21 protein-coding genes are annotated in these 23,185 nt (G+C 32.2%); 12 read left to right on the forward strand and 9 right to left on the reverse strand.

Translation table 11 applies throughout. The features are described from left to right. Window positions 1–18 precede the first annotated feature (18 nt). The 4 genes from porW to M9Q43_RS01330 all read right to left on the reverse strand — a co-directional run bounded on the left by porW (window position 19) and on the right by M9Q43_RS01330 (window position 4,856). On the reverse strand, window positions 19–2,652 hold the full coding sequence (gene porW / locus M9Q43_RS01315; RefSeq protein WP_262317174.1) for a type IX secretion system periplasmic lipoprotein PorW/SprE: 2,634 nt from the start codon (window positions 2,650–2,652) through the stop codon (window positions 19–21). Between the two features lie 106 nt (window positions 2,653–2,758). Continuing rightward, complete coding sequence (locus M9Q43_RS01320) at window positions 2,759–3,424, reverse strand: aspartate kinase (RefSeq protein ID WP_262317175.1); 666 nt, start codon at window positions 3,422–3,424, stop codon at window positions 2,759–2,761. A 71-nt stretch (window positions 3,425–3,495) separates the two neighbouring features. Further along, complete coding sequence (locus tag M9Q43_RS01325) at window positions 3,496–3,855, reverse strand: YraN family protein (protein ID WP_262317176.1); 360 nt, start codon at window positions 3,853–3,855, stop codon at window positions 3,496–3,498. Window positions 3,856–3,899: 44 nt separating this feature from the next. After that, window positions 3,900–4,856 carry a S66 peptidase family protein gene (locus M9Q43_RS01330; RefSeq protein ID WP_262317177.1) on the reverse strand — a complete coding sequence of 319 codons (957 nt, stop codon included), beginning with the start codon at window positions 4,854–4,856 and terminating at the stop codon, window positions 3,900–3,902. 95 nt (window positions 4,857–4,951) lie between these two features. Between M9Q43_RS01330 and metG the strand changes: the two genes are divergently transcribed. The 4 genes from metG to M9Q43_RS01350 are packed head-to-tail and all read left to right on the forward strand — an operon-like array spanning window position 4,952 to window position 9,764. Continuing rightward, window positions 4,952–7,009 (forward strand): methionine--tRNA ligase, encoded by a 2,058-nt coding sequence (gene metG, locus M9Q43_RS01335; RefSeq protein WP_262317426.1) that lies wholly within the window; start codon window positions 4,952–4,954, stop codon window positions 7,007–7,009. A gap of 12 nt (window positions 7,010–7,021) precedes the next feature. Next, the gene (locus M9Q43_RS01340) at window positions 7,022–8,458 is read left to right on the forward strand and encodes a hypothetical protein (RefSeq protein ID WP_262317178.1); all 1,437 of its coding nucleotides are present in this window, start codon (window positions 7,022–7,024) and stop codon (window positions 8,456–8,458) included. Continuing rightward, a complete protein-coding gene (locus tag M9Q43_RS01345) occupies window positions 8,458–9,144 on the forward strand; it encodes an HAD family hydrolase (protein ID WP_262317179.1) in 687 nt (228 codons plus the stop codon). The genes M9Q43_RS01340 and M9Q43_RS01345 overlap by 1 nt, the downstream gene beginning before the upstream one ends. Then, on the forward strand, window positions 9,141–9,764 hold the full coding sequence (locus M9Q43_RS01350; protein WP_262317180.1) for a chloramphenicol acetyltransferase: 624 nt from the start codon (window positions 9,141–9,143) through the stop codon (window positions 9,762–9,764). Before M9Q43_RS01345 ends, M9Q43_RS01350 begins: the two co-directional genes overlap by 4 nt. Before the next feature lie 29 nt (window positions 9,765–9,793). On the opposite strand, the gene M9Q43_RS01355 is transcribed toward M9Q43_RS01350, so the two are convergent. The 3 genes from M9Q43_RS01355 to M9Q43_RS01365 all read right to left on the reverse strand — a co-directional run bounded on the left by M9Q43_RS01355 (window position 9,794) and on the right by M9Q43_RS01365 (window position 10,951). Continuing rightward, window positions 9,794–10,231 carry an HRDC domain-containing protein gene (locus tag M9Q43_RS01355; protein ID WP_262317181.1) on the reverse strand — a complete coding sequence of 146 codons (438 nt, stop codon included), beginning with the start codon at window positions 10,229–10,231 and terminating at the stop codon, window positions 9,794–9,796. A 7-nt stretch (window positions 10,232–10,238) separates the two neighbouring features. Continuing rightward, window positions 10,239–10,562 carry a single-stranded DNA-binding protein gene (locus M9Q43_RS01360; RefSeq protein WP_262317182.1) on the reverse strand — a complete coding sequence of 108 codons (324 nt, stop codon included), beginning with the start codon at window positions 10,560–10,562 and terminating at the stop codon, window positions 10,239–10,241. A 68-nt stretch (window positions 10,563–10,630) separates the two neighbouring features. Continuing rightward, window positions 10,631–10,951 carry a single-stranded DNA-binding protein gene (locus tag M9Q43_RS01365; RefSeq protein ID WP_262317183.1) on the reverse strand — a complete coding sequence of 107 codons (321 nt, stop codon included), beginning with the start codon at window positions 10,949–10,951 and terminating at the stop codon, window positions 10,631–10,633. A gap of 207 nt (window positions 10,952–11,158) precedes the next feature. On the opposite strand from M9Q43_RS01365, the gene M9Q43_RS01370 reads away from it, so the two are divergent. From M9Q43_RS01370 to M9Q43_RS01395, 6 genes are all read left to right on the forward strand, one after another. Beyond that, window positions 11,159–12,685, forward strand: coding sequence for a carbon-nitrogen hydrolase family protein (locus M9Q43_RS01370; RefSeq protein WP_262317184.1), 1,527 nt, complete (start codon window positions 11,159–11,161; stop codon window positions 12,683–12,685). Continuing rightward, entirely contained in the window at window positions 12,686–13,171 is a 486-nt protein-coding gene (locus M9Q43_RS01375) for a DUF6265 family protein (RefSeq protein ID WP_262317185.1), read from the forward strand. It abuts the gene before it with no gap. A 3-nt stretch (window positions 13,172–13,174) separates the two neighbouring features. After that, window positions 13,175–14,338: a hypothetical protein gene (locus M9Q43_RS01380; RefSeq protein ID WP_262317186.1), complete on the forward strand. Its 1,164-nt coding sequence runs from the start codon at window positions 13,175–13,177 to the stop codon at window positions 14,336–14,338. After that, the gene (locus tag M9Q43_RS01385; protein WP_113987668.1) at window positions 14,331–14,681 is read left to right on the forward strand and encodes a hypothetical protein; all 351 of its coding nucleotides are present in this window, start codon (window positions 14,331–14,333) and stop codon (window positions 14,679–14,681) included. The genes M9Q43_RS01380 and M9Q43_RS01385 overlap by 8 nt, the downstream gene beginning before the upstream one ends. Before the next feature lie 94 nt (window positions 14,682–14,775). Then, complete coding sequence (locus M9Q43_RS01390) at window positions 14,776–15,609, forward strand: SDR family oxidoreductase (protein WP_262317187.1); 834 nt, start codon at window positions 14,776–14,778, stop codon at window positions 15,607–15,609. A gap of 2 nt (window positions 15,610–15,611) precedes the next feature. Beyond that, window positions 15,612–16,535, forward strand: coding sequence for a DMT family transporter (locus M9Q43_RS01395; RefSeq protein WP_262317188.1), 924 nt, complete (start codon window positions 15,612–15,614; stop codon window positions 16,533–16,535). A gap of 48 nt (window positions 16,536–16,583) precedes the next feature. Here M9Q43_RS01395 and M9Q43_RS01400 read toward each other — a convergent pair whose 3' ends face one another. Both M9Q43_RS01400 and M9Q43_RS01405 read right to left on the reverse strand, forming a co-directional pair. Next, window positions 16,584–18,653, reverse strand: coding sequence for a M13 family metallopeptidase (locus M9Q43_RS01400; protein ID WP_262317189.1), 2,070 nt, complete (start codon window positions 18,651–18,653; stop codon window positions 16,584–16,586). Window positions 18,654–18,655: 2 nt separating this feature from the next. Further along, window positions 18,656–22,039 carry a T9SS type A sorting domain-containing protein gene (locus M9Q43_RS01405; RefSeq protein ID WP_262317190.1) on the reverse strand — a complete coding sequence of 1,128 codons (3,384 nt, stop codon included), beginning with the start codon at window positions 22,037–22,039 and terminating at the stop codon, window positions 18,656–18,658. Window positions 22,040–22,164: 125 nt separating this feature from the next. Here M9Q43_RS01405 and M9Q43_RS01410 point away from each other — a divergent pair, with 125 nt between their 5' ends. Next, entirely contained in the window at window positions 22,165–22,860 is a 696-nt protein-coding gene (locus M9Q43_RS01410) for an SCO family protein (protein WP_262317191.1), read from the forward strand. Between the two features lie 97 nt (window positions 22,861–22,957). Further along, a complete protein-coding gene (locus M9Q43_RS01415) occupies window positions 22,958–23,185 on the forward strand; it encodes a FeoA family protein (protein WP_133608872.1) in 228 nt (75 codons plus the stop codon).

Below are 23,185 nucleotides of genomic sequence, written 5' to 3' on the forward strand. Positions count from 1 at the left end.
TATGAGGTTTTGGGGTTATTATTTATTCAACAAAAGCCATTCTTCAAATTTTTTCTTCATTTGAACAATTTTATAGTCTTCGGTTGAAATGATGTAGGCTTGGTCTTTAATTTTATAATTTTTGTGTTCTTTTAAAACCGATAATACTGAGTTTGCCGATTCTTTTGAACTAAATCCATGAATTACAATAAAATTATCTGAAACCGAATAAATATCATCTGAAGATTTTAACAATACTGCATTAGAATCTTTAAGGTATTTTTCAATTTTGTCGGTTAGATTTTTAACGTCTTTATCATACGGAAATTTCTTAGGGAAAACTAATTTCCATTCGGTTGGTTCGTTTTTACTAAAATCTAATGCTTCTAATTTTGGAATATCCGTTTTTAACAAACTTTCAGCTTGTTTACCTTCTTCTATATTTGGATAGGTTAATGCTACAAAGTTTAATGCTTTTTTATATTCATCTAACCCTTGTAATCTTCCAATAACTTTAGCTTTTAATAATTCAAATTTAGCAACTGATTCTTCGCCAGTAAAACGATTAATTATTTCGTCAATTTCGCCAGAAACTTCTCTAATTTGATTGTTTTCGAATTTTTTGTACATCGTTTTAAAAACTGCTTCTGGATTGGTTTCATCGGCAATTTCAATAGTTGGATTTTTAACAATTTCGGCATAACGACTTGTTGGGTATTCTGCTAAAATTTGTTGCTTAATCAATTCTGCTTTAGCCGGAGAAATGATTTGATAAATCTTATACAAATTATATTTTGCTGGAAGAATTAAACGTTCTTCAGGATTATTTTTTAATAATTGTTCTAAGCGAGAAGCCGCCAATTCGTTTTCTCTAAATTTTTCTTTGTAAATAAGTCCCAATTGATAATAGGCAAAATTTCTGTCTTTTGCTAAACTGTCTAATAGTTTCTTATCTGTAGGAATTTGTTTTAAATAAAAATCAACAGTGTATAATGGGTTTGTAGTTTCTTCGTCTTTTTTCTCATCAACAACATCTTCGCCCATATTCTCATCGTCTTTTGAATCGATATTTGAGTTATTTGATTTTAAATTAGACCATTTCCAATTGTCTTTTAATTCGCGTTTTCCCCATTTGGTTGCGAATTCTTTTTTACCATATTCAACCGTAACTGGATTGTAAAAATAGAAACTATTATTGTCTAAATTACCCATCATTCCAGGAGGCAAACTTGATGGACCAGTGTTTGCTTTAACAGCAGTTGCATTGTCTTTTCCCCCAATAGCCATAGAATTTGAAGATGCGTTTTGACTTGCTAGCAAATTGGCTTCTTTTTCAGCCTTTTCAGCTGCTAATTTTGCTTTTCTCTCGTCTTCAATTTTTAGTTTAGCAATATGTTTTTCATAATATTGATTTCTATCAGAATCATTCATTGCTACAACTGACAAAATACTATCGTTTTGTTGTGCGATGGATTCATATTTAATTACATCATCTAGATTAATTCTTTTTTTCTTGATTTTTCTAAATTCTCTTGTTCGATCGTCTAATCGAATTAATGTACTGTCGTAATATTTTCCAGCCGTTTTGTATTTTGCTTCACGAAAGTAAATTTCGCCAATATTTCTATAATTTGAAGAAATTAAATAATTGTCTTGAGAAATAGATTTAATTGATTTATTGTAATAATTTTCGGCTACTCTGTTTTTTCCTTGTTTGTCATAGAAAAGTCCCATTTGATGATTTAAAACATCCAAATAAGGTCGGTTTTCTCTATCTTCTAAAAGTTTATTAAATTTTTCTACAAAAGCTAAAGTATCGCCTTTTTTGTAATCAAATTGTTGTGCCTGTTTTGCATGTGCTTGAATTACATATCTGCGTGGTGATTTTCTGTTCATTTGAATCACATCGTTAAAAGCTACAAATGCACTATCTTGATAATTCATGCTTTCATACAATTGACCTAAAATAAAAGAATATCTTGCTTTTTCTTCGTTATTATCTGTTGTTTCCTTTGCGATTTTAATGGTTGAAATAGCACTATCTTTTGCCTGAATATTCATGTAAGCCTGCGTTAACATTGCATTTGCATCTGCTAAATCTTGACCGGAAATTTTTTTGTCTTCCAAAAGTTTTTTCAGATTTTTGATTGCAACTTCGTCATTATCTAAGCGAATATTTACTTTTTCGCGCCACACTTTTGCATGATAAATTCGATCACTTAGTGGATATTTGTACAAAATATAATTTAACGCTTCTAAAGATGGTATAAAACGATTGTCATAATAACGCGCTTTTGCCAATAATAAATACGCTTCATCCATTTGCGGGTTTTTTTCAGTTCCAGCAATGTTCATGGAATGTTTTTGAATGGCTTTTACTGCTTTTTCTTCAGCACGTTCAAAATTTGGATTTTTTGATTGTCCTGGCAACAATGCATCTTCATTCTTAGGCATTCGTTCCACAGGTAGAATTTCCCAAAAATTATCTTGATACGTTGTTTTTAAATCGGCCAAACCTTTGTCTAAAGCGACATTTCCATTATATAATACGTTGTATTCTGTAGTTACGGCATGGAAGTTTCGGTTAATAAATTTATCTTTTTTAACAGAACAAGCTATTAAAAAAAGTATTAATCCAACCGATAGAGAGTATTTTATTAAGTTGCTTTTCAATGTAAAACGTTTTTGTTCTTAAACTACTAAAACTTGTTTTTAGTATGTATAGAATGGTAAAAATACGTTTCTTTTTTTGATGTGAAAAAAAATAAACTATTTTTTGTTAGTCAAATACATTTTTTAGGTCTTTTATCACCTTAAAAGCTATGTCAATTTGTTCATCACTTACAATAACAGTAAACTCATTAGTCGTAGAAATTACTTCATGAATAATTACACCTTCCCATGCCAAACGCTGAAAAATATAGTAATAAACACCAGGTGTAGAAATGTTTTCTTGAGGTAACTTAACTGTAATTGATGATAAGTTTTCAATCTTGTGTGTTAATTTTTCGCCTTTGAATAGTGCATCAATAATTGGTCCAACTGAAGCACTGGTAACAATATTGGTTTCGTTTACACCACGCGACGATGTGTAAAAAATATCCTGTAGTTTGTTTATTTCTGATAATAATTTTGCTTGATTTTCTAATAATGTATTAGAGATTACAAAGGTATAATCTGTCAGGGAAGAACGAACAGTGATTTCGCCAATATTTTTTAAGACTTTTGAAATTTTATAATTGATTTTAAAATCTAATTCCTCCGAAAGCCTTTTTAAGGACATTACAACAGCGCCTTGTTTAACATCTTTTCCTAAATGTGCTTCTAATTCTGGCATCATTATTCTTGCCAAAGAAGTTAAATTGATGATTCCTTGTGAAAGCGAACTCAGTAAAAATGGTTTTGATTTAATGTATTGTTCTACTACTGATGAAATAGTTTTCATTCTAATTTGTTGGTTTAGTCGTTGTTTGGCGCAAATATACAAACCAAAAACAATTTGTTACAAATTTAACATTAAAAATAATAAAACGCTTCTTCGATGTGTTCTATAACAAATTCTGTATTTTCTTTATGAATAGCGACAATGTCAAATCGGACTTCAACATCTAAATCATTTTGGGTAACATATTCATTTATAGCTTTTACCAATAATTGGATTTTCTTAGGCTTTACAAATTCTTGTGGCAAACCAAAATCTAAACTCGAACGTGTTTTCACTTCAACAACTGCCAAAATATTTTCTTTTTGAGCAATAATATCAATTTCGGCTTTGTCAAAAATCCAATTGGTTTCTAAGATTTCGTAGCCGTTTTTTTCTAAAAAATCAACTGCTAATTCTTCTCCAAATTTTCCTAAATCATTGTGTTCCGCCATTTGTTAAAGTATTCAGTATTCAGTATTCAGATTTTTGTGTTCAGTTATTTGAAAGATAAAATAACTTCTTTATCATTCACTTCAAAATCTACTTGTTTTCCAAGAATCAAAGTTCGGTTGTCTTTTTGATGACCCGCTGGGAATTCAAAAACAATTGGAATTTTAAATTCTTTAGCAATTTCAGTTATAATTTGCACTTCATTTTGTCCAAAAGGAATTTCATTATCGTGCATATCGGCCATACTTCCCACAATAATTCCCTTTACATTTTCGAAATAACCATTGCGTTTTAGGTTGTACATCATTCTGTCGATGTGATACAAGTATTCGTCCAAATCTTCAATAAAGAGAATTTTTCCTTTCGTATCAATCGATGATTTTGAACCCAATAAACTATATAAAATCGATATATTTCCTCCTACTAATTCACCCGAAGCTTTTCCTTTTATATCGTATGGTTTTGATGGAACAGTATATGAAATAGTTACTCCAAAAAGTGCTTTTCGTAAGGTTTCTTTCACTTCTTCAGGTGCTTTTGGAACCGTAAATGGCATAATCGAATGCAATGTAGCAACTCGTTCTACATTTAGTTGACTGTGTAAAACGGTAACATCAGAAAATCCCATAATCCATTTCGGATGTTTTTTGAATTTAGTAAAATCTAACGAATCGATAATTCGAACGGTTCCATAACCACCACGTGCGCACCAAATTGCTTTTATGTTGTCGTCGTCCATCATTTCTTGAAAATCGGCTGTTCTTTCGGCATCAGTTCCGCCAAGTTGGCAACTATCTAAACCTATGGTTTTGCCTAATTTGGCTTTTAATCCCCAAGATTCTAATAATTCAATAGCAGGTTTTGCATCTTCTGGAAAAAATTTACGAGCCGTACAAACAATAGCAACTGTGTCGGCTTTTTTAAGATAAGGTGGTATTTTCATTTTCTTTTGCGAATGAGAAAAGTTTGAAATTAAAATAAGTACTAAAATAAATCTATACATAGTCAGATTTTATTAACTCAAAAGTAAACAAAATCCAATTAAAATTCTTGATTTCATCACTAATCGATTATTTTTGCATCAAATTTTATGATGATATGTTAGAAAATCCGAAAAGATATACGATTACAGCGGCTTTACCTTATACAAATGGACCTATTCACATTGGGCATTTAGCAGGTGTTTATGTTCCTTCTGATATTTATGCAAGATATTTGCGTTTGCAAGGAAAAGATGTAGCTTTCATTTGCGGAAGCGACGAGCACGGTGTGGCGATTTCAATGAAAGCTAAAAAAGAAGGCATTACACCTCAACAAGTAATTGATAAATATGACGGAATCATTCGTCAATCGTTTTTAGATTTCGGAATTTCTTTTGATAATTATTCGAGAACTTCTTCGGAGATTCATCATAAAACCGCATCAGAATTTTTTAAAAAATTATACGATAACGGCGATTTCATCGAAGAAACTACCGAACAATTATACGACGCAAAAGCGGACCAATTTTTAGCAGATCGTTTCGTAACTGGAACTTGTCCAAAGTGCGACAATCCGGAAGCATACGGCGATCAATGTGAAAAATGTGGTTCGACTTTAAATGCTACGGATTTAATTAATCCGAAATCTACCATTACTGGTGAAACTCCAATTTTAAAATCAACAAAACACTGGTTTTTACCTTTAAATCGCTACGAATCGTTCTTAAGAGAATGGATTTTGGAAGGTCATAAAAACGACTGGAAACCAAATGTGTACGGACAAGTAAAATCGTGGGTTGATGGTGGTTTAGAACCAAGAGCCGTAACGCGTGATTTAGATTGGGGAATTGATGTTCCAGTTGAAGGTGCCGAAGGGAAAAAATTATATGTTTGGTTTGATGCGCCAATTGGCTACATTTCATCTACTAAAGAATGGGCAGCTCGCGAAGGAAAAGATTGGGAACCATATTGGAAAGATGCCGATACAAAATTGGTTCACTTCATTGGAAAAGATAATATCGTTTTCCATTGTATTATTTTCCCAGCGATGTTAAAAGCTGAAGGAAGTTATATTTTACCAGATAATGTTCCAGCAAATGAATTTTTAAATTTAGAAGGAAACAAATTGTCGACTTCTAAAAACTGGGCGGTTTGGTTACACGAATATTTACAAGATTTCCCAGAAAAACAAGATTCGTTGCGTTATGCGTTAACGGCAAATGCTCCAGAAACAAAAGACAACGACTTTACTTGGAAAGATTTTCAAGCGAGAAATAATAATGAATTAGCGGCTATTTTTGGAAATTTCATCAATCGTGTTGTGGTGCTAACCAATAAATATTACAACGGAATTGTTCCAGCTCCAAACGAATTTTCAGAAGTTGACGAGCAAACATTAGCCGAATTAAAAGCTTATCCAGCCGTAATTTCAAGCTCAATTGAGCGTTACAGATTTAGAGAAGCGTTAGGTGAATTGATGAACGTGGCTCGTTTAGGAAACAAATATTTAGCGGATGAAGAACCATGGAAAATGGTAAAAGAAAATCCGGCAAGAGTACAAACGCAAATGTATGTGGCGTTGCAAATTGCTTCTGCTTTAGCGGTTTTATCGGAACCATTTTTACCGTTTACAGCTAAAAAATTATCGAATATTTTAAAAATCGATGCTTTAGGTTGGAATGATGTAACGACTAAAACAGATTTATTATCAGCAGGACATCAAATTGGTCAAGCCGAAATTTTATTTGCCCAAATTGAAGATGCCGAAATCCAAAAACAATTAGACAAATTAGAAGCAACTAAAACTGCCAACAAAGTGGAAAACGCAAAAGCTGAACCGCAAAAAGAAACGGCTTCGTTTGAAGATTTTGCAAAGATAGATTTACGAATCGGAACGATTATTGAAGCAGAAAAAATGCCAAAAGCCAATAAGCTATTGGTTTTGAAAGTAGATACCGGAATTGATGTAAGAACTATTGTTTCTGGCATTGCAGAGCATTTTACACCAGAAGAAGTCATTGGAAAACGCGTAACTGTTTTAGTAAACTTAGCACCAAGAGCATTACGCGGTGTAGAAAGCGAAGGCATGTTATTGTTAACGAACAATGCTGAAGGTAAATTGGTATTTGTAAATCCTGATGCGGAAGGCGTGATTAATGGCGCGATGATTAGTTAAAAAACTTGTTATATGAAAAAAATTATTATCTTTCTATTTAGCTTCTTAAATACCATCTCTTATTCTCAAGAACTAGTTAAAAACATTAATTTAGAAATTGACAGCAAAACCGACTATTTTCATGCAATAGATGATCAAAAAAATCAATTATCATTTTTCTTAATAAACAAAACGGATATTGAATCAATACTTTTTGATGAAAATATAGACCTTAAAGAAAAATTAAAAACCTCCAAACCAGATAAAAAATATAAAAGTATAATTGGAAATGGTTTTGAAGATGGAAATGGTGTTCTTTATTGGTTAAACACGAAAGATAATGAAGTATTAGTTCAGTATTTTAATTATGAAAAAAAGAATGTTTCAAGTAAAATATTGAAATTAGAAATGGAAGAAGAAGCAATCATGAAAAACATTGTGATTGACAATGTGTTTTACATTATTACTATAAAAAAAAATAGTAGTATTTTGAATTTTCATGCTATTAAAAATCAGTCTTTAGAGAAAAAAACTATTGATCTTACTGATAAGAAATTTGTAAACAAAGAAAATAAATTTACTAATCTTTGGGCAATTCTTCATGAAGATAACGCTATTGAAAAGGAATTATCGTTTCAAAACATTTCAAATGAAACTCCACCTTCATTAGTAATAAGTTCGAAAAAACGAAAAGCGTATGTAAAAAATAATAATATAATTTTTACATTAGATAGCAATAAAAGTTTTACACAAGTAATTTCTATCAACTTAAAACAATTTACAGCCTCTGTTTTTTCTTTAAATCAGCCGTATGTTAGGCAAAATGATTTTGTTTTTGTAGATTCAAACTCCTTCATTATTGATGACCAAATAATACAAATGAAGTTGAACTCCAAACATATGATTGTTGAGATTAAGAACTTTGAAGGAAAGCTATTAAAGCAATTTGAAATTAATGATGAGAAAGATTTTGAATATAAAAACTCTGACATCATTCAAGAAAACGGCAGTGTTAAAAGTACTAGAATTTTAGGAACAACAAATCAACTTTTAAGAAAAACCAATCGCTTTTACCCTTCATTAAGCTGTTTTTCTGCTAATAATAAATTATATTTTACAATTGGTGGCGTTTCTCTGGAAGACAACAACAACTCATTCATAATCTACGGAGGAATGATTGGTGGCGCAACTGGAAGTATAATTGGAAGCGTAATTGCCGCAAGCTTTTCTAATGACAATTTGAATTCTTATAGTAAAAGAAAAGTAATTTACATAAACTCTGTTTTTGATCAAAACTTCAATCATATTCCAGGAGAAATTGAAAAACTTCCATTTGATAAACTAAGAGCTTTTGCAGAAGAAAAAAAGGATTTAGAAAAACCAACGGTTTTTAAATTTAAATCTGATTTGTTTTTTGGTGCTTACGATTCGAAAAATAAAAGCTACTCCTTTTTTAAATTCAAAAACTAATGAACCCAAAAATAATCGCTTTCGACGCCGACGACACTTTATGGCACAACGAACCTTATTTCGATGAGGCGCAAGAACGCTTTTGTGTGTTGTTTCAAGATTATGCATCAAGTCAGGAAATTTTGGGATTGATTTTGAATCATCATATTAAGAATTTACCACTGTATGGTTTCGGAATCAAAGCATTTACATTGTCAATGATAGAATCGGCTTTGGAATTAACCAATCATAAAATTTCGGGACAAAATATTCAAAAAGTGATTCAAATTGGAAAAGATTTACTGCAAAAACCTGTCGAATTATTACCCAACGTTACTGTAGTTTTAGAACAACTAAAAGGAAGTCATAAATTAATTGTAGCTACAAAAGGCGATTTAAAAGACCAACACCGCAAATTGCACGATTCAGGAATTGGTGCTTATTTTCATCATATTGAAGTCATGAGCGACAAAGCCGAATTGGATTACGAAAAAATGTTAGTTCGTTTAGATTGTAAAGCCGAAGATTTTTTAATGATTGGAAATTCATTAAAATCAGACGTTTTACCAGTTTTAAACATTGGCGGACACGCGATTCACATTCCGTATCACACGACTTGGGAATACGAAAAAATTGATTTTGAAATTGAACACGATAATTTCAAATCGTTTACCAATATTACTGAGATTTTACCCTTATTAAAATGAAACAAAAAATAGACATATCCACTTGGAACCGAAAAGAACACTTTGAATTTTTCTGTACTTTCGAAGAGCCCTTTTTTGGCATTACCACACCAATAGATATGACTATTGCTTATGAAAAGGCGAAAGCCATGCAAATTCCGTTTTTTGTTTATTACTTACACAAAACGATTGTTGCCGTTAACCAAGTAGAAAATTTCAGATATCGAATTGAAGGAAATGAAGTAGTACTTTATGACGAAATTGACGCTTCTTCGACAATCATGCGAGAAGACAAAACGTTTGGATTTTCGTTTATGAAATTTCATTCCGATATTCACGAATTTGCTAAAAACGTTCAAACTGAAATCGAAAGAATTCAAATAACACCAGGACTATTTACAAGAGAATTTCCTGAAAATATCATTCATTTTTCTGCCGTTCCTTGGATTAATTTCACAGGATTAACACATTCTAGAAAATACACTTTAAAAGATAGCTGTCCAAAAGTTTCGTATGGTAAATTGATGACCGAAAACGACAAAAAAACCATGTCTATGACGGTTTTAGCGCATCATGGTTTGGTTGATGGTTACCACATGGGATTATTTGTAGATGCTTTACAAGCGGAATTAAATAAATAAACCACCGACAAAAGTCGATGGTTTATCAATTAAACAGCATTCAAAATTGCTAAAATATCTTCTCCAAATCGTTCCGACTTTTGTTTTCCGAAACCTTTAATTTGTTGCAATTCATCTAAGTTACTTGGCTTATACATCGCTAAATCGATTAATTCTGAATTGTGACAAATCATGTATTTTTTCAGTTTCAAAGCTTCTGATTTTTCGTTTCTCCACTGATTCAAATAACCGTAAACTTGCTTGTCTTTCGGATTCAAATCTTCGTAAGATTTTCGTTCTAATCGTTCTGATTTTTCTTGTTCTTCTGATTCATAATGAACAATAACCGACCAATGTGCTTCTTCACTTTCCACAAATTGTGTGCTCGACTTTTTAAACGTAACCGAATTTAAAAAAGCATTCAATTGTTGTTGATCGAAGTCCAAAAATGCTTTATCAAATCGGATTGAAAATACTTTAACTTGCATAACATCCTTATTTACCGATTAACAGAATTTCGTTTGCTATTACTTCCGTGATATAACGTTTGTTTCCGTCTTTGTCGTCGTAACTTCTGTGTGTTAGTTTGCCCTCAATGGCGATTTCTTTGCCTTTGGTTACAAATCGTTCGATAATGTCAGCTGTTTTTCCCCAAGCGGTTACACGGTGCCATTGCGTTTGTTCTACTTTGTCACCGTTGTCTTTGTAATACACTTCGTTTGTAGCGATGCTGATATTTGCTAATTTTTTCCCTCCTTCTAGGTTTTTGATTTCTGGTTCTTGACCTACATGTCCGATTAATTGTACTGAATTTTTCATGGCGTATAAATATTTAATGTTTGTGTTTATAAAAGTATTGTGATGTTGATTTTGAAATTGTTCTTGACTTATTTGCTCAATAGAACCAATTCATTGGCAACCACTTCCGTGATATAACGTTTGTTTCCGTCTTTGTCATCGTAGCTTCTGTGAGTTAGTTTTCCTTCGATGGCAACGTGACTTCCTTTGGTTAATAATTTTTCAACAATATCTACTGTTTTTCCCCAAGCGGAAACGCGGTGCCATTCGGTTTGTTCTACTTTTTCACCTTTGGCGTTGGTGTAATTTTCATTTGTAGCGATAGTGAAGTTTGCTACTCTTCCAGATTCTAAGTTTTTGATTTCTGGTTCTTGACCTACATGTCCGATTAATTGTACTCTGTTTTTCATGGCGTGTAAAAATTTAAATAATTAATAAAATTGATTTTTGAAATTGAACTTGCATTTGAATTTTTCTTTCGTTCATTTCGACAGTGCAAAGATGTGACAAGAAAAAAACGTTATTCGGTATTTAGCTATTTACTTTCGGTTGTAAATATTTGTAAGCGTTTGTAAATGGGAATTATTTTCGCTATATTTGTTGAAAATCAATATTATATGCCAAATTTAATTAACAAAGTAGAATTACGTAATCTTCAAATCGAAGATTACAAAGAATTAAAAAAATCCATGATTGAATCGTATCCAGAAATGGTAAATTCATATTGGAAAGAAGATCATATTGAAAAATTATTAGCTTTATTTCCTGAAGGTCAACTTGTAATTGTAGCTGACGGAGTGGTGGTTGGTTCAGCATTATCCATTTTGGTTACTGAAGATTTTGCATTTAAAACCAAAAACTACAAAACCATTACTGGAAATTATACATTTTCAACTCACAATCCAAAAGGAGAAGTTTTATACGGTATTGACGTTTTTATCAATCCAAAATATAGAGGACTACGATTAGGCAGAAGATTGTACGATTCCCGAAAAGAATTATGCGAACAATTAAACTTAAAATCTATCATTTTTGCAGGAAGAATTCCAAACTATGGAAAATATGCTTCCGAAATTAATCCAAAACAATACATTCATAAAGTAAAGCGTAAAGAAATTTATGATCCTGTTTTATCATTTCAATTGAGTAATGATTTTCACGAAGTTCGTGTGTTAAAAAATTATTTGGAAGGCGATGTAGAATCACAAGAATACGCCGTTTTATTAGAATGGAATAACGTTTATTATGAAGACAATCCTAGATTAATTAATACTGAAAAAAGTATTGTTCGATTGGGATTAATTCAATGGCAAATGCGTTCGTTAGGAAATTTAGAAGCACTTTTTGAACAAACCGAATTTTTTGTAGATACCGTTTCTGGTTACGGAAGTGATTTTGCGTTGTTTCCAGAACTATTCATTGCGCCTTTAATGGCCGATTACAATCACCTTTCGGAAGCAGAAGCCATCAAAGAATTGGCAAAATATACCGATGCTATTCGAAAGAAGATGCAAGAATTTGCTATTTCTTACAACATCAATATCATCACAGGAAGCATGCCGTATTTAGAAGACGGACACGTGTATAACGTAGGTTTTTTATGCCGAAGAGATGGAACACAAGAAATGTATCGCAAAATTCATATCACACCAAATGAAATTTTCTATTGGGGAATTACAGGTGGCGATACCATCCAGACTTTTGACACCGATTGTGGAAAAATTGGAATTGTAATTTGTTACGATGTAGAGTTTCCGGAACTTTCGCGTTTAATGGCAGACGAAGGCATGAATATTTTGTTTGTTCCCTTTTTAACTGATACGCAAAATGGCTATACTCGTGTAAAACATTGTGCACAAGCGCGTGCTATTGAAAACGAATGTTATGTTGCCATTGCGGGTTGTGTTGGGAATTTACCAAAAGTAAACAACATGGACATTCAATATGCGCAATCGGCGGTTTTTACGCCTTCTGATTTTGCTTTTCCAAGTAACGGAATTAAAGCTGAAACCACAGCAAACACAGAAATGACACTAATTGTAGACGTTGACATTAATTTATTAAAAGAATTGCACGAACATGGTAGCGTTAGAACCATGAAAGATCGTCGACATGACTTGTATCAACTTAAAAAAATAAAATAGATGAAAACCTTTCTTTTTTTACTGCTTTTTGTTTTAGGAAACACTTTTAGTAACGCACAAAACACTCTGAATTATAACGATGAAAAAGGTTCTCCAAAAGCCACTTTACAAGATGTAAAATGGATTGTCGGGAATTGGACAGGCGAAGCATTAGGTGGCATTTGTCAAGAAACTTGGAGCGAACCCATAGGAAATTCAATGATGTTTAATTTTAAATTAGTCGTAGACGGAAAAGTTGTTTTTTATGAATTGGGACACATTATTGAAAAAGACAAAACTCTTTTATTACAACTAAAACACTTTGACGGCGAATTAAAAGGCTGGGAAAAAGCGGAAGTAAGTGAAAACTTTGAATTGGTAAAAGTTACTCCAACACATGTGTATTTCGACAAATTTACGTTTGAGAAAATTTCGGATAACGAAATCAATATTTACGTGGTTTTTGAAAAAAGTGGTAAAGAAATGAAGTTTAATTTTAAGAAGTAAAACTTGAAAAAAGTCATCATAATACTAATTCTAATCAATTCAATATTTTCATTCGGTCAAAATGAAAATTTGAATCAAATTTATGTGGATTGGGAAAACCCTAAAAACTTTGAAAAATTTAATGTAAAAAAGGTAACCGTTTATTCGAAAGATGTAAAAAAGAATGGGAAAATTAAAAAAGATAGTTTGCTATTAAAGCAATACGAATATAACAAAGAGAAATTTAAAATAAAAGGAACAAATCACAATTGGCTTATAATAGGTCATGGAGGCGGAAGCCATCGTGAGTATTATAATTTTGAAAATGAGTATTCCAAAGACAATCTGATTACCAGAAAATCATTGTTTCATTTATCAGAAGAAAAAAAAGAAAAAGAAAAAATAGAACACAATTCAACTATTGAAGAATTTGAATACGATTCATTCAACAATGTTATTAAAAATATTGTTTACAATAAAAATGAAAGTATCTATTTATTTAAAAATGATACAACTCATTTGTTTATTTCGATAAATAATCCAAAAATAACTGAATTTGAATATGATTCAAAAAACAGAAAAATAAAACAATTTCAGTCAACTGATAGTACAACCTATTATTCAAAATTCGATATGAAATCCGAATTTAAAGTTTCTAAAAGTTGTACTTATTGTGAAGAAAAGTATTTAGCACAAGAATGGAAATATGACGAAAACAAGCTATTGGAATGGACAACATATACTTATAAAAAAGAAAAGCACACCAAAAGAAATTATTTTTACGATGAAAATAAAAATCTAGTAAAACAAATAGATTCTACAGGATGGTATTTCACTAACAAAAGACCATATTTAGATTCCAATACGGAAATAGTTTACAATCAATACGGGAAATTTATCACTACAATTGATAATAAAAATAAAACATTTCCAAAATATTATTATAAAACTATTCAATACTTTGATAAAAACAACTTTTTAATTAGAGATAAAAAATATTCTGAAAATCAAATTGACATTAAGGAATACTTTTATGAAAATACAATTCTAAAATATGATACATCAAAATACGGCAAAAGTGAGACAATAAAATTCGAGTATTTATATAATGAAAAAGGGCTTTTAAAAGAGATAAAACATCTCATTGGTAATAAATTGGTAAACATTGAACGATATTATTATGAGTAAAACCTGTTTAGAATGTGGCGATAAAATAATCGGTCGTGAGGACAAAAAGTTTTGTTCGGATGGCTGCCGCAATGCGTACAACAACAAAATGAACAAGGATCAGAACAATCTGATGCGCAATATTAACAACAAATTGCGTAAAAATTACCGCATTTTGTGCGAACTCAACCCAGAAGACAAAGGAAAAACCACCAAAACCAAATTACTAAGCAAAGGTTTCGATTTTGAGTTTTTTACAAGCATGTTACAAACCAAAACGGGTAACACCTATTTCTTTTTGTACGACCAAGGCTATCGTGCTTTGGAAGATGATTTTTATATGTTGGTAAAGAAAGATAGTTAACACTAGTTTGTCATACTGAACTTGTTTCAGTATCTCATTTTCATAATTTAATCATAAACTAGATGCTGAAACAAGTTCAGCATGACAAAATACAATGAATAAAATCTCCATACTTGGCTGCGGTTGGCTTGGATTTCCTTTAGCCAAATCATTGCATTCAAAAGGTTACGAAGTAAAAGGTTCTACGACTTCGGAAAGTAAATTAGACGTGTTGAAAAATGCTGGGATTTTACCTTTCCAAATTCAGTTGGAGGAAAATCAAATCATTGGGAATATTGAAGATTTTCTGAAAGAAACAGATATTTTAGTGATAGATATTCCACCTGGATTAAGAAGAGAAACTTCGACTTCTAACGAAATAACATTCGTAAATAAAGTAAAAACGTTGATTCCATTTATCGAAAAATCGGGCATTCAGAAAGTTGTTTTTATAAGTTCGACTTCAGTTTATGGTGATGGTTTCCCAATTGTTGAAATAACGGAATCAACAAAACCAAATCCAGATACAGAAAGTGGCAAACAATTAGTTATTGCCGAAACACTTTTACAATCGAATTCGCATTTTAAAACTACCGTAATTCGTTTTGGTGGTTTGCTTGGTGATGATCGTCATCCTATAAAATTTTTGGCAGGCAGAACGAATGTTGAAAATCCAAATGCACCAGTAAATATGATTGAAAGAGAAGATTGTATTGGAATTATTGAAGAGATACTGAAACAAGTTCAGCATGACAATTGGGAATGGAATCAAACCTTCAACGCTGTAGCACCTCAGCATCCAACACGTAAAGCATATTATCACAAAAAAGCTGAACTATTCAATTTGCCATTGCCTACCTTTGCCGAAAATTCGGAATCGAAAGGTAAAATTATTTCTAGTGAAAAAGTGGAAACAATTTTAGGTTATTCGTTCCAAAAAGAAATTTAGTAATGGCTTATTTTAGCGTATTTCACAATTACATCCAACAAAAGAAAAATGCAATTGGCTTGCCTATTTTAGCATTAATTTGGATTAGCTTTTTCTGGGGAACCACTTGGATTGCTTCCAAAGAAGGTGTCAAGCACATGCCTCCGATGCAATTGGTTGCGCTACGCCAACTTTTTGGTGGATTGTTGTATTTGTTTTATTTCTTGATCAAAAAACATCCTTGGCCAAATAAACGACAATGGCGCACGATTTTGGTTTTGAGCGTTTTGAATTTCATGCTGAGTAACGGTTTGAGTACTTGGGGCGTGAAATACATTTCGAGTGGTTTGGGTGCGATTATTGGTTCTATTTTTCCACTTTGGATTGTAATCATCAGTTTGTTTCGCGGACAAAAAACATCTTGGAAAGCCGTTGTAGGTTTGATTGTCGCCTTTGGTGGCATTTGCGTCATTTTCTATGATTACCTCAACGATTTCTTACGTCCTGAATTCCGATTTGGAATTATACTTTCGGTAATTGCTACGTTTACTTGGGCGTTGTCTTCGATTTATATCAAAGAAAATAAGACGAATTTTAATCCGTATTTTAGTTTGGGTTTGCAAATGTTGATTTCGAGTATTGTGATTTCAAGCGTAATTGGATTTAATGGGACTTCGGTTCCGTTGACTGAAATTCCAGCTATTTCTTGGTGGTCGATTGGGTATTTGGTCGTTTTTGGTTCGGTGTTAACGTTTATTGCTTTTATTTATGCATTGGAAAATCTACCAACAGAAATTAGTAGTTTGTATGCGTATATCAATCCGATGGTGGCTTTATTTTTTGGTTATTTGTTGTTTAATGAACCTTTAACTACTGCAATTATCATTGGTGGAACAATAACTATTATTGGACTTTATTTAGTGAATCGAGCAATTAAGAAGAAATAAAAAATCCCACCTAAAAAGATGGGATTTGATTTTATTTTTTGAATTTGATTACCAAATTTTCACGCGTTTCTCAAAAGGTAAATACATACCGTTGTGTGGTAAAATATTGAACGCTTTGTAGAACGCTTCCACATTTTGTAACGGCACATACGCACGATACATTCCTGGTGAATGTGGGTCAGTTTTTACTTGATTTTTAATCGCTTCATCACGCATTTTACTTCTCCAAATGGTTGCCCAAGAAATGAAGAAACGTTGCTCTGGCGTAAATCCGTCGATTAAACCTGGGTTTCCGTTTGCTTTCAAATAGATTTGTAACCCGTCGTAAGCTGCGTTAACTCCTCCTAAATCTCCGATGTTTTCACCTAAAGTGAATTTTCCATCTACAAAAATTCCTGGTAATGGTTCTAAAGCTGAATATTGATCAGCTAAAGCACTTCCTAATGATGTGAATTGTTTCAAATCTTCATCACTCCACCAGTTTACTAAATTTCCATCTGCATTGTATCTTGAACCTGAATCATCAAATCCGTGAGAAATTTCGTGACCAATTACAGCCCCAATTCCACCATAATTTACGGCTTCGTCTGCTTTGTAATCGTAGAAAGGTGGTTGTAAAATCGCTGCTGGGAATACAATTTCATTGTTTGTTGGACTGAAATATGCATTTACCGTTTGAGGCGACATTCCCCATTCTTCTTTATCAACAGGTTTTCCTAATTTAGCGATATTTTGTTTATGGCTCCATTTTGCGTACATTCTTGAATTATCAAAATACGTTCCGCCTTGTTCTGGAGATTTCACTTGTAATTCTGAGTAATCTTTCCATTTATCAGGATATCCGATTTTCACTCGGAATTTATTCAATTTGATTTTTGCATTTTCCTTAGTAGCTTTTGTCATCCAAGGCAAATTGTTGATTCGGTTATCAAAAGCCAACATTACATTTGCAATCATTGCTTGTGCTTTTGCTTTTGCTTCTGGTGGGAATTTTTTAGCTACGTATAATTTTCCTAATGCTTCACCTAATCTTCCGTTAACTGTTGCTAAAGCTCTTTCTTCAGCTGGACGTTGTTTTACTGCTCCAGTTAAGGTTTTTCCGTAGAAGTCAAAATTAGCATTTTCAATATCGGTTGATAATAAACCTGCCGAACCTCTTAAAACTGTCCAACGCATGTACGCTTTCCAATCTTCAACTTGATTGTCTTTCAAAATAGTTTCAACAGTTTGTAAATATTTTGGTTGCGAAACTACTAACGAATCTACTTTACCAATTCCAACGTTTTGGAAATACGTATCCCATTTTACGGTTGGAACTAATTTTTGCAAATCTGCAAAACTCATTGGATTGTAAGTTTTTCTTCTGTCTCTACGTTCTACTCTATCTAAAGTTGCGGTTGACATTTTAGTTTCTAAGGCTAAAATTTTCTTTGCATTCGCATTCGCGGTAGCTTCAGATTCACCTAAATATTGTAACATTCTGGTTACGTGAGCTACGTATTTTTCACGTTTTTCTTTGTTGTCTGGCGCATCGGAAACGTAGTAATCTCTATCAGGCAAACCAAGGCTTCCTGTTCCTACATAAATTACATTTTTGTTACTGTTTTTAGCATCGGCACCAATGTAGCTTCCGAAGAAACCTAATCCCATTTCTGGTTCCATTTCGGCTAATAAAGCAACTAATTGGTCTGCATTTTGAACGCTATTAATTTTAGCCAAATAAGGTTTTAATGGATCAATTCCTGCTTTATTTCTGCTAACCGTATCTAAAACAGTTTTGTATAAATTAATAGCTTTTGCTTGATCTGAATTTGGGTCGATGGTTTTGTCTTTGATGGCATCTTTTAAAATTGCCATTACATCGTCATCGGTGTTTTTACGAAGTTCATCAAAACTTCCCCAACGGGTTCTGTCTGCTGGGATTTCGGTTTTATCTAACCAAGTTCCGTTTACATAACGATTGAAATCGTTTGCTGGATTTACGGATTTATCCATATATCCTACATTAATTCCTACTGACTCTTTTTTTGTTGCAACTTCTTGTGATGATTTACAAGAATATAATGCTACTGACAAAAAAAGGAAGCCGAAACTTCCTTTTAAGATGAATTTATTCATAGTTATTCTTTAATAATTCTTTTAACTGTTGATTGATTGTCTGCTGAAATTTTTACAAAATAAATTCCTGTAGCTGCATTGGACAAGTCAATTGAAGTTTCAATATTTGATGATTGAAATGCAGATTTCGATAGAATGATTTTACCTGTTAAGTCGTAAACATCTATTGCTGTTGGCTTTACATTTCCTAATGAAATATTGAAAATTCCTTTTGAAGGATTTGGATAAACCATAACATTTTCTAATGCAAAATTTTGATTTGAAAGTGTTCCATTAATTACAAAATTATCAATATTCACCCCAAGCTTATTTTCTGCTTCATCTGAATGAAATACGATTCTAAAAATAATATTTGACGCTGTTGAAAAAGCATTTAATGGATACGTGTAATTAGTTACTGTTGTATTTGTTCCTGTCCATTGTGCTCCAGGGCAATTATAACAATCATTACCAGCAGTAGCAGCTGTTCTATTACTATTGTACCATGTTGTTCCCATAGTACCAAGAACATTCCAAGTGGCTCCAAAATCAGTTGTGTATTCAACATAAACAATATCCCAATTTTCTTCTAAATCATATTTCATATCGAAACTAATTTGAGGATTCACAACGCTGTTTAAATTATAGCATTGAGATACTAAATATGATTTTGTAAGGTCTGGATAATTCCCAGTTAAATTAGAAGTATAAACAGTGTTTCCTGATGTAGCCATTAATCCCGTTGTTCTAATACCTCTAACCCACTGTGATCCCGATCCGCTTTCATTATAAGAAATTAAAGCATCTGTAGTATTAGTAAATGGGTTTACAACTCCAATAGTTCCTGAATCATTTACATAAAATGTTTTTTCACTTGAATTATTATCCGAATAAGCATCATTTGTAATTGTTGTTATTATGTTGATTACATGTGAACCTCTTGAAAAAGTAGCAGATGGTAAATCTATAACTTGATTTGAAGCTGGTGCAATATTGCCTGACCAATTAAAAGTATTAGGTATGCCGTCAATCGTATAATTAACCGTGACAGAAGTAATATTGTTTGATCCGTTGTTATTTACTTCAATTTGAGGAATTATCGATGAACCACAACTTACTCCAATTGTTGGATTTTGGATTTGAACTAATTTTATATCATTAGCTGGTACTTCAACTGGAATATTTGTTTGCCAAACACCTCTTCCGTATGTTCCTGCAATTAACTTTGAATCTTCTAAATTAATTTCTAAATCTGTTACCGAAACATTTGGTAAATTAGTATCAAATGGTTGAAATGATGCCATTGAATCGTCAATATAATACACTCCTAAACTTGTTCCAACATATAAAGGATTTAATGAATTTCTACCTTGATGAACAATGATATTTTTACCAATGTTAGGAATTCCTGAAGTAATATCAGTAAAAGTTGTACCTCCATTTATTGATTTTCTAACTGTTCCTGATGTGCCCGCAGTAGTTAAGTAAACAATATTAGAATTAGAATAATTTACTTCTATTGAAGTAATGGCAGATGGAGCAGTATAAACAAGATTAAAATTAATTCCTCTATCAGTACTTTTATATAAACCGGTACCATTTGAAACATACATTATATCATTATTAGATGGGTCTATTTCAATATAATCAATATTTCCAGAACCTACCGTGTTAGCACTTTGTTGTACCCAAGCACTTCCAACTAATTTATATAATCTTGTAAACCCAGAAAACAACTCTCCAACAGAATTAACTACTAAAGGGGTTACCCAATTACCACTTTCAGGTCCTGTAATCCCAGCAGATAATGATAACCCAGAATTACTACTTACATACAATGCATCTCCATTATATATAAAACCATAATACATATTGTTATTTACTGGAGAAATTGCATTATCCATACCATCGCCTCCATGATATCCTCTCCATTCATTACTATTATAAGCAAATCCTCCATTATCTTGAAGCCCGCCTGCAATTTTAGAAGCAGTTTGTTTTGCAACTGAAATTTTATAAAATTGTCCTATTTGAGCCTCTCCAGTTTTTTCTGTAAAGCTTGCTCCGTTATTTTCTGAGACATATATACCTCCATCACTACCACAATACAATTTGTTGCCATGATAACCTAAATAATGTATATCTGCATGAGTAAATGTAGCATTGTATGTAAACCACTCGTTTATTTTTGTAGATGTAGAACCTCCATTTGTAGACTTCCAAACATTTAAACAACCTGAATAAACTTCATTTGCATTTGTTGGAGAAACCGCAAACGCTAAATCATACCAAGCTTGATTTGACTCAAGAATATTAGTTGTGCCAGACATTTTAGTCCAATTTGTTCCGCCGTTTACAGAACGATATATTCCTTGAAAACCACTTGATGTAGTAGACGCCAATATATAAACATATTCACTATTAGCTGGCGTTACATCCATTATCATTCTACCATTTGAAAGAGGAAGACCTGTTGTTATTTGAGTAAAAGTATCTCCAGAATTGGTAGAACGGAAAAATCTATTGTTTGAAGTAGCATAAACTGTTGATGGGGTACCTGGTTTTAATCGAATCGATCCTTGAGCAAAATCACCTGTTTGAACCATTGTCCATGTTGTTCCTGCATTTGAAGTTTTGTATAAACCAACACTTGTAGCACACCATAGAATTTGATTGTTAGTTGGGTGTATTAGAATATCTCCAGCTGTAGTAATTGTATTTGCGAATGATAATCCAGTAGTATTCCATGTAACTCCACCATCAGTTGATTTCAAAACGCCTATAGAATAGGTGTCGGTTGCATCTTTATCTCCTGTTGTTATGTAAATTGTATTAGAATCAGAATAATCTACCGCAATTCCAGAAACGCCAATTTGAGGTAATTCATCAGACATTGGTGACCATGTTGTTCCATTATCAATAGATTTCCATATTCCACCAGCCGGTGTTCCAAAATATATTGTATTTGGATTACTAGGATCAACATGTACAATGTTTACTCTACCTCTAGCCATTGTTGAATTTGGTTGTGCATTTTGAATTGGACCTATTGGTTGCCAATTACTCGGAGGCAATGCTAAAAAACTGTTTGCACTTCTTGACATTTTTGCTTGTTTCTTTGAATTCCAAGCAGCCCACATTTCATCAGGACTAATTAGATAACCTTGCTCGTTAGTCTTATTTCTCCAATGGTTTTCCCATCGCATAAAAGGTTTGTAACCAGAACCCTTAACTTTTTTATCTTTAGTTAACCAATATTGATTGAATGAATAAACCATTTCATCAATTGTCTTTTCTGATGTTCTATTTAATGTTGAATTGTTGTCCATCCATGGGGCAGATGAATTAAATTGTGAAAACCCTAAAAAGGAACACAATAAGCTAATAATCAAGTAATTTTTAATCATTTTATTAGTAGTTTTATGGTAAAATTTCACAAATATAACAAAGATTATCAACTAATTACAATTTTAACATTTGTATAATCATCCTAAAAAATGAAATAAACGCTATTTTTGTAAAAAATTTAAAAATGCTTGCTTACATCAAACCATACAAAACATTCATAATTGTATTCTTAGTTCTCTCTTTTGGGATTTTCTTTGGAATCTACACCTTACAAACGCCCGAAAAAACACTTCCAATTTATTCTCCTAGAGATATTAATCCTGAATTAGTAGATTCTACGGTGCAACATATTGGTAACGATCATAAAATTGCTGATTTTGCTTTTACCAATCAAAATGGGAAAATAATCACTCAAAAAGAGTACGAAAACAAAATTTACGTGGCCGATTTCTTTTTTACCACTTGTCCAACTATTTGCCCAAAAATGACCGATAACATGGTATGGTTACAAAATCAATTGAAAAATAATCCAGAAGTAAAATTGTTGTCTTTTTCCGTTACACCAGATATTGACACTCCTGAAGTTTTAAAAAAATATGCACTTGAAAAAGGAGTTGATGACTCGCATTGGAATTTAGTAACCGGAGATAAAAAAGACATTTATTATTTAGCGAGAAAATCATACTTGGCAGTAAAAACAGGCAAACCAGAGGAACTATATGACATGGTTCATACCGAAAATTTCATTTTGGTAGATAAAAACAAACGAATTAGAGGTTTTTATGATGGCACCAATCTTGACAAACCAACCGATGACCCAAAAACAAAGAACATGAAACAACTTTTAGAAGATATTTTGTGGCTTTGTGAAAACCAATAAATTAATTTTTATAAATATTTTGCTAAAGTTGACAATTATCAGTTGTAGTCCGATTATAATTTTTACTTTTGTATTTTAATTCAATCTAAATAAGGAAATGGAAATTTGTTCTTCTGAACTTAAAATTGGTGAAGTAGCTACCATTACTTCGGTCAATCTAGATGAAATCCCGCTAAAGTTATTAGAAATGGGATGTTTGCCTGGAAATTCCATTACTTTAATTCAAATTGCACCTTTAGGTGATCCTTTATATTTCAACGTAAATGATTCTCATGTTGCCATTCGTATTGAAACGGCAAGGGAAATTACCGTTACTAAAATTTAA

Origin of the sequence: Flavobacterium odoriferum, from assembly GCF_025499515.1 — a bacterium.
In the GTDB taxonomy this organism is placed as follows: Bacteria; Bacteroidota; Bacteroidia; order Flavobacteriales; family Flavobacteriaceae; genus Flavobacterium; species Flavobacterium odoriferum.

Bases quoted from the DNA above. Each gene is read 5' to 3' on its own strand.
- metG (WP_262317426.1), top strand. From the start codon at position 4,952: ATGTTAGAAAATCCGAAAAGATATACGATTACAGCGGCTTTACCTTAT.
- M9Q43_RS01415 (WP_133608872.1), top strand. From the start codon at position 22,958: ATGGAAATTTGTTCTTCTGAACTTAAAATTGGTGAAGTAGCTACCATT.
- M9Q43_RS01355 (WP_262317181.1), bottom strand. From the start codon at position 10,231: ATGCAAGTTAAAGTATTTTCAATCCGATTTGATAAAGCATTTTTGGAC.
- M9Q43_RS01330 (WP_262317177.1), bottom strand. From the start codon at position 4,856: ATGTATAGATTTATTTTAGTACTTATTTTAATTTCAAACTTTTCTCAT.
- M9Q43_RS01405 (WP_262317190.1), bottom strand. From the start codon at position 22,039: ATGATTAAAAATTACTTGATTATTAGCTTATTGTGTTCCTTTTTAGGG.
- M9Q43_RS01340 (WP_262317178.1), top strand. From the start codon at position 7,022: ATGAAAAAAATTATTATCTTTCTATTTAGCTTCTTAAATACCATCTCT.
- M9Q43_RS01365 (WP_262317183.1), bottom strand. From the start codon at position 10,951: ATGAAAAACAGAGTACAATTAATCGGACATGTAGGTCAAGAACCAGAA.
- M9Q43_RS01325 (WP_262317176.1), bottom strand. From the start codon at position 3,855: ATGGCGGAACACAATGATTTAGGAAAATTTGGAGAAGAATTAGCAGTT.
- M9Q43_RS01400 (WP_262317189.1), bottom strand. From the start codon at position 18,653: ATGAATAAATTCATCTTAAAAGGAAGTTTCGGCTTCCTTTTTTTGTCA.
- M9Q43_RS01320 (WP_262317175.1), bottom strand. From the start codon at position 3,424: ATGAAAACTATTTCATCAGTAGTAGAACAATACATTAAATCAAAACCA.
- M9Q43_RS01345 (WP_262317179.1), top strand. From the start codon at position 8,458: ATGAACCCAAAAATAATCGCTTTCGACGCCGACGACACTTTATGGCAC.
- M9Q43_RS01410 (WP_262317191.1), top strand. From the start codon at position 22,165: ATGCTTGCTTACATCAAACCATACAAAACATTCATAATTGTATTCTTA.
- M9Q43_RS01390 (WP_262317187.1), top strand. From the start codon at position 14,776: ATGAATAAAATCTCCATACTTGGCTGCGGTTGGCTTGGATTTCCTTTA.
- M9Q43_RS01350 (WP_262317180.1), top strand. From the start codon at position 9,141: ATGAAACAAAAAATAGACATATCCACTTGGAACCGAAAAGAACACTTT.
- M9Q43_RS01395 (WP_262317188.1), top strand. From the start codon at position 15,612: ATGGCTTATTTTAGCGTATTTCACAATTACATCCAACAAAAGAAAAAT.
- M9Q43_RS01385 (WP_113987668.1), top strand. From the start codon at position 14,331: ATGAGTAAAACCTGTTTAGAATGTGGCGATAAAATAATCGGTCGTGAG.
- M9Q43_RS01360 (WP_262317182.1), bottom strand. From the start codon at position 10,562: ATGAAAAATTCAGTACAATTAATCGGACATGTAGGTCAAGAACCAGAA.
- M9Q43_RS01375 (WP_262317185.1), top strand. From the start codon at position 12,686: ATGAAAACCTTTCTTTTTTTACTGCTTTTTGTTTTAGGAAACACTTTT.
- M9Q43_RS01370 (WP_262317184.1), top strand. From the start codon at position 11,159: ATGCCAAATTTAATTAACAAAGTAGAATTACGTAATCTTCAAATCGAA.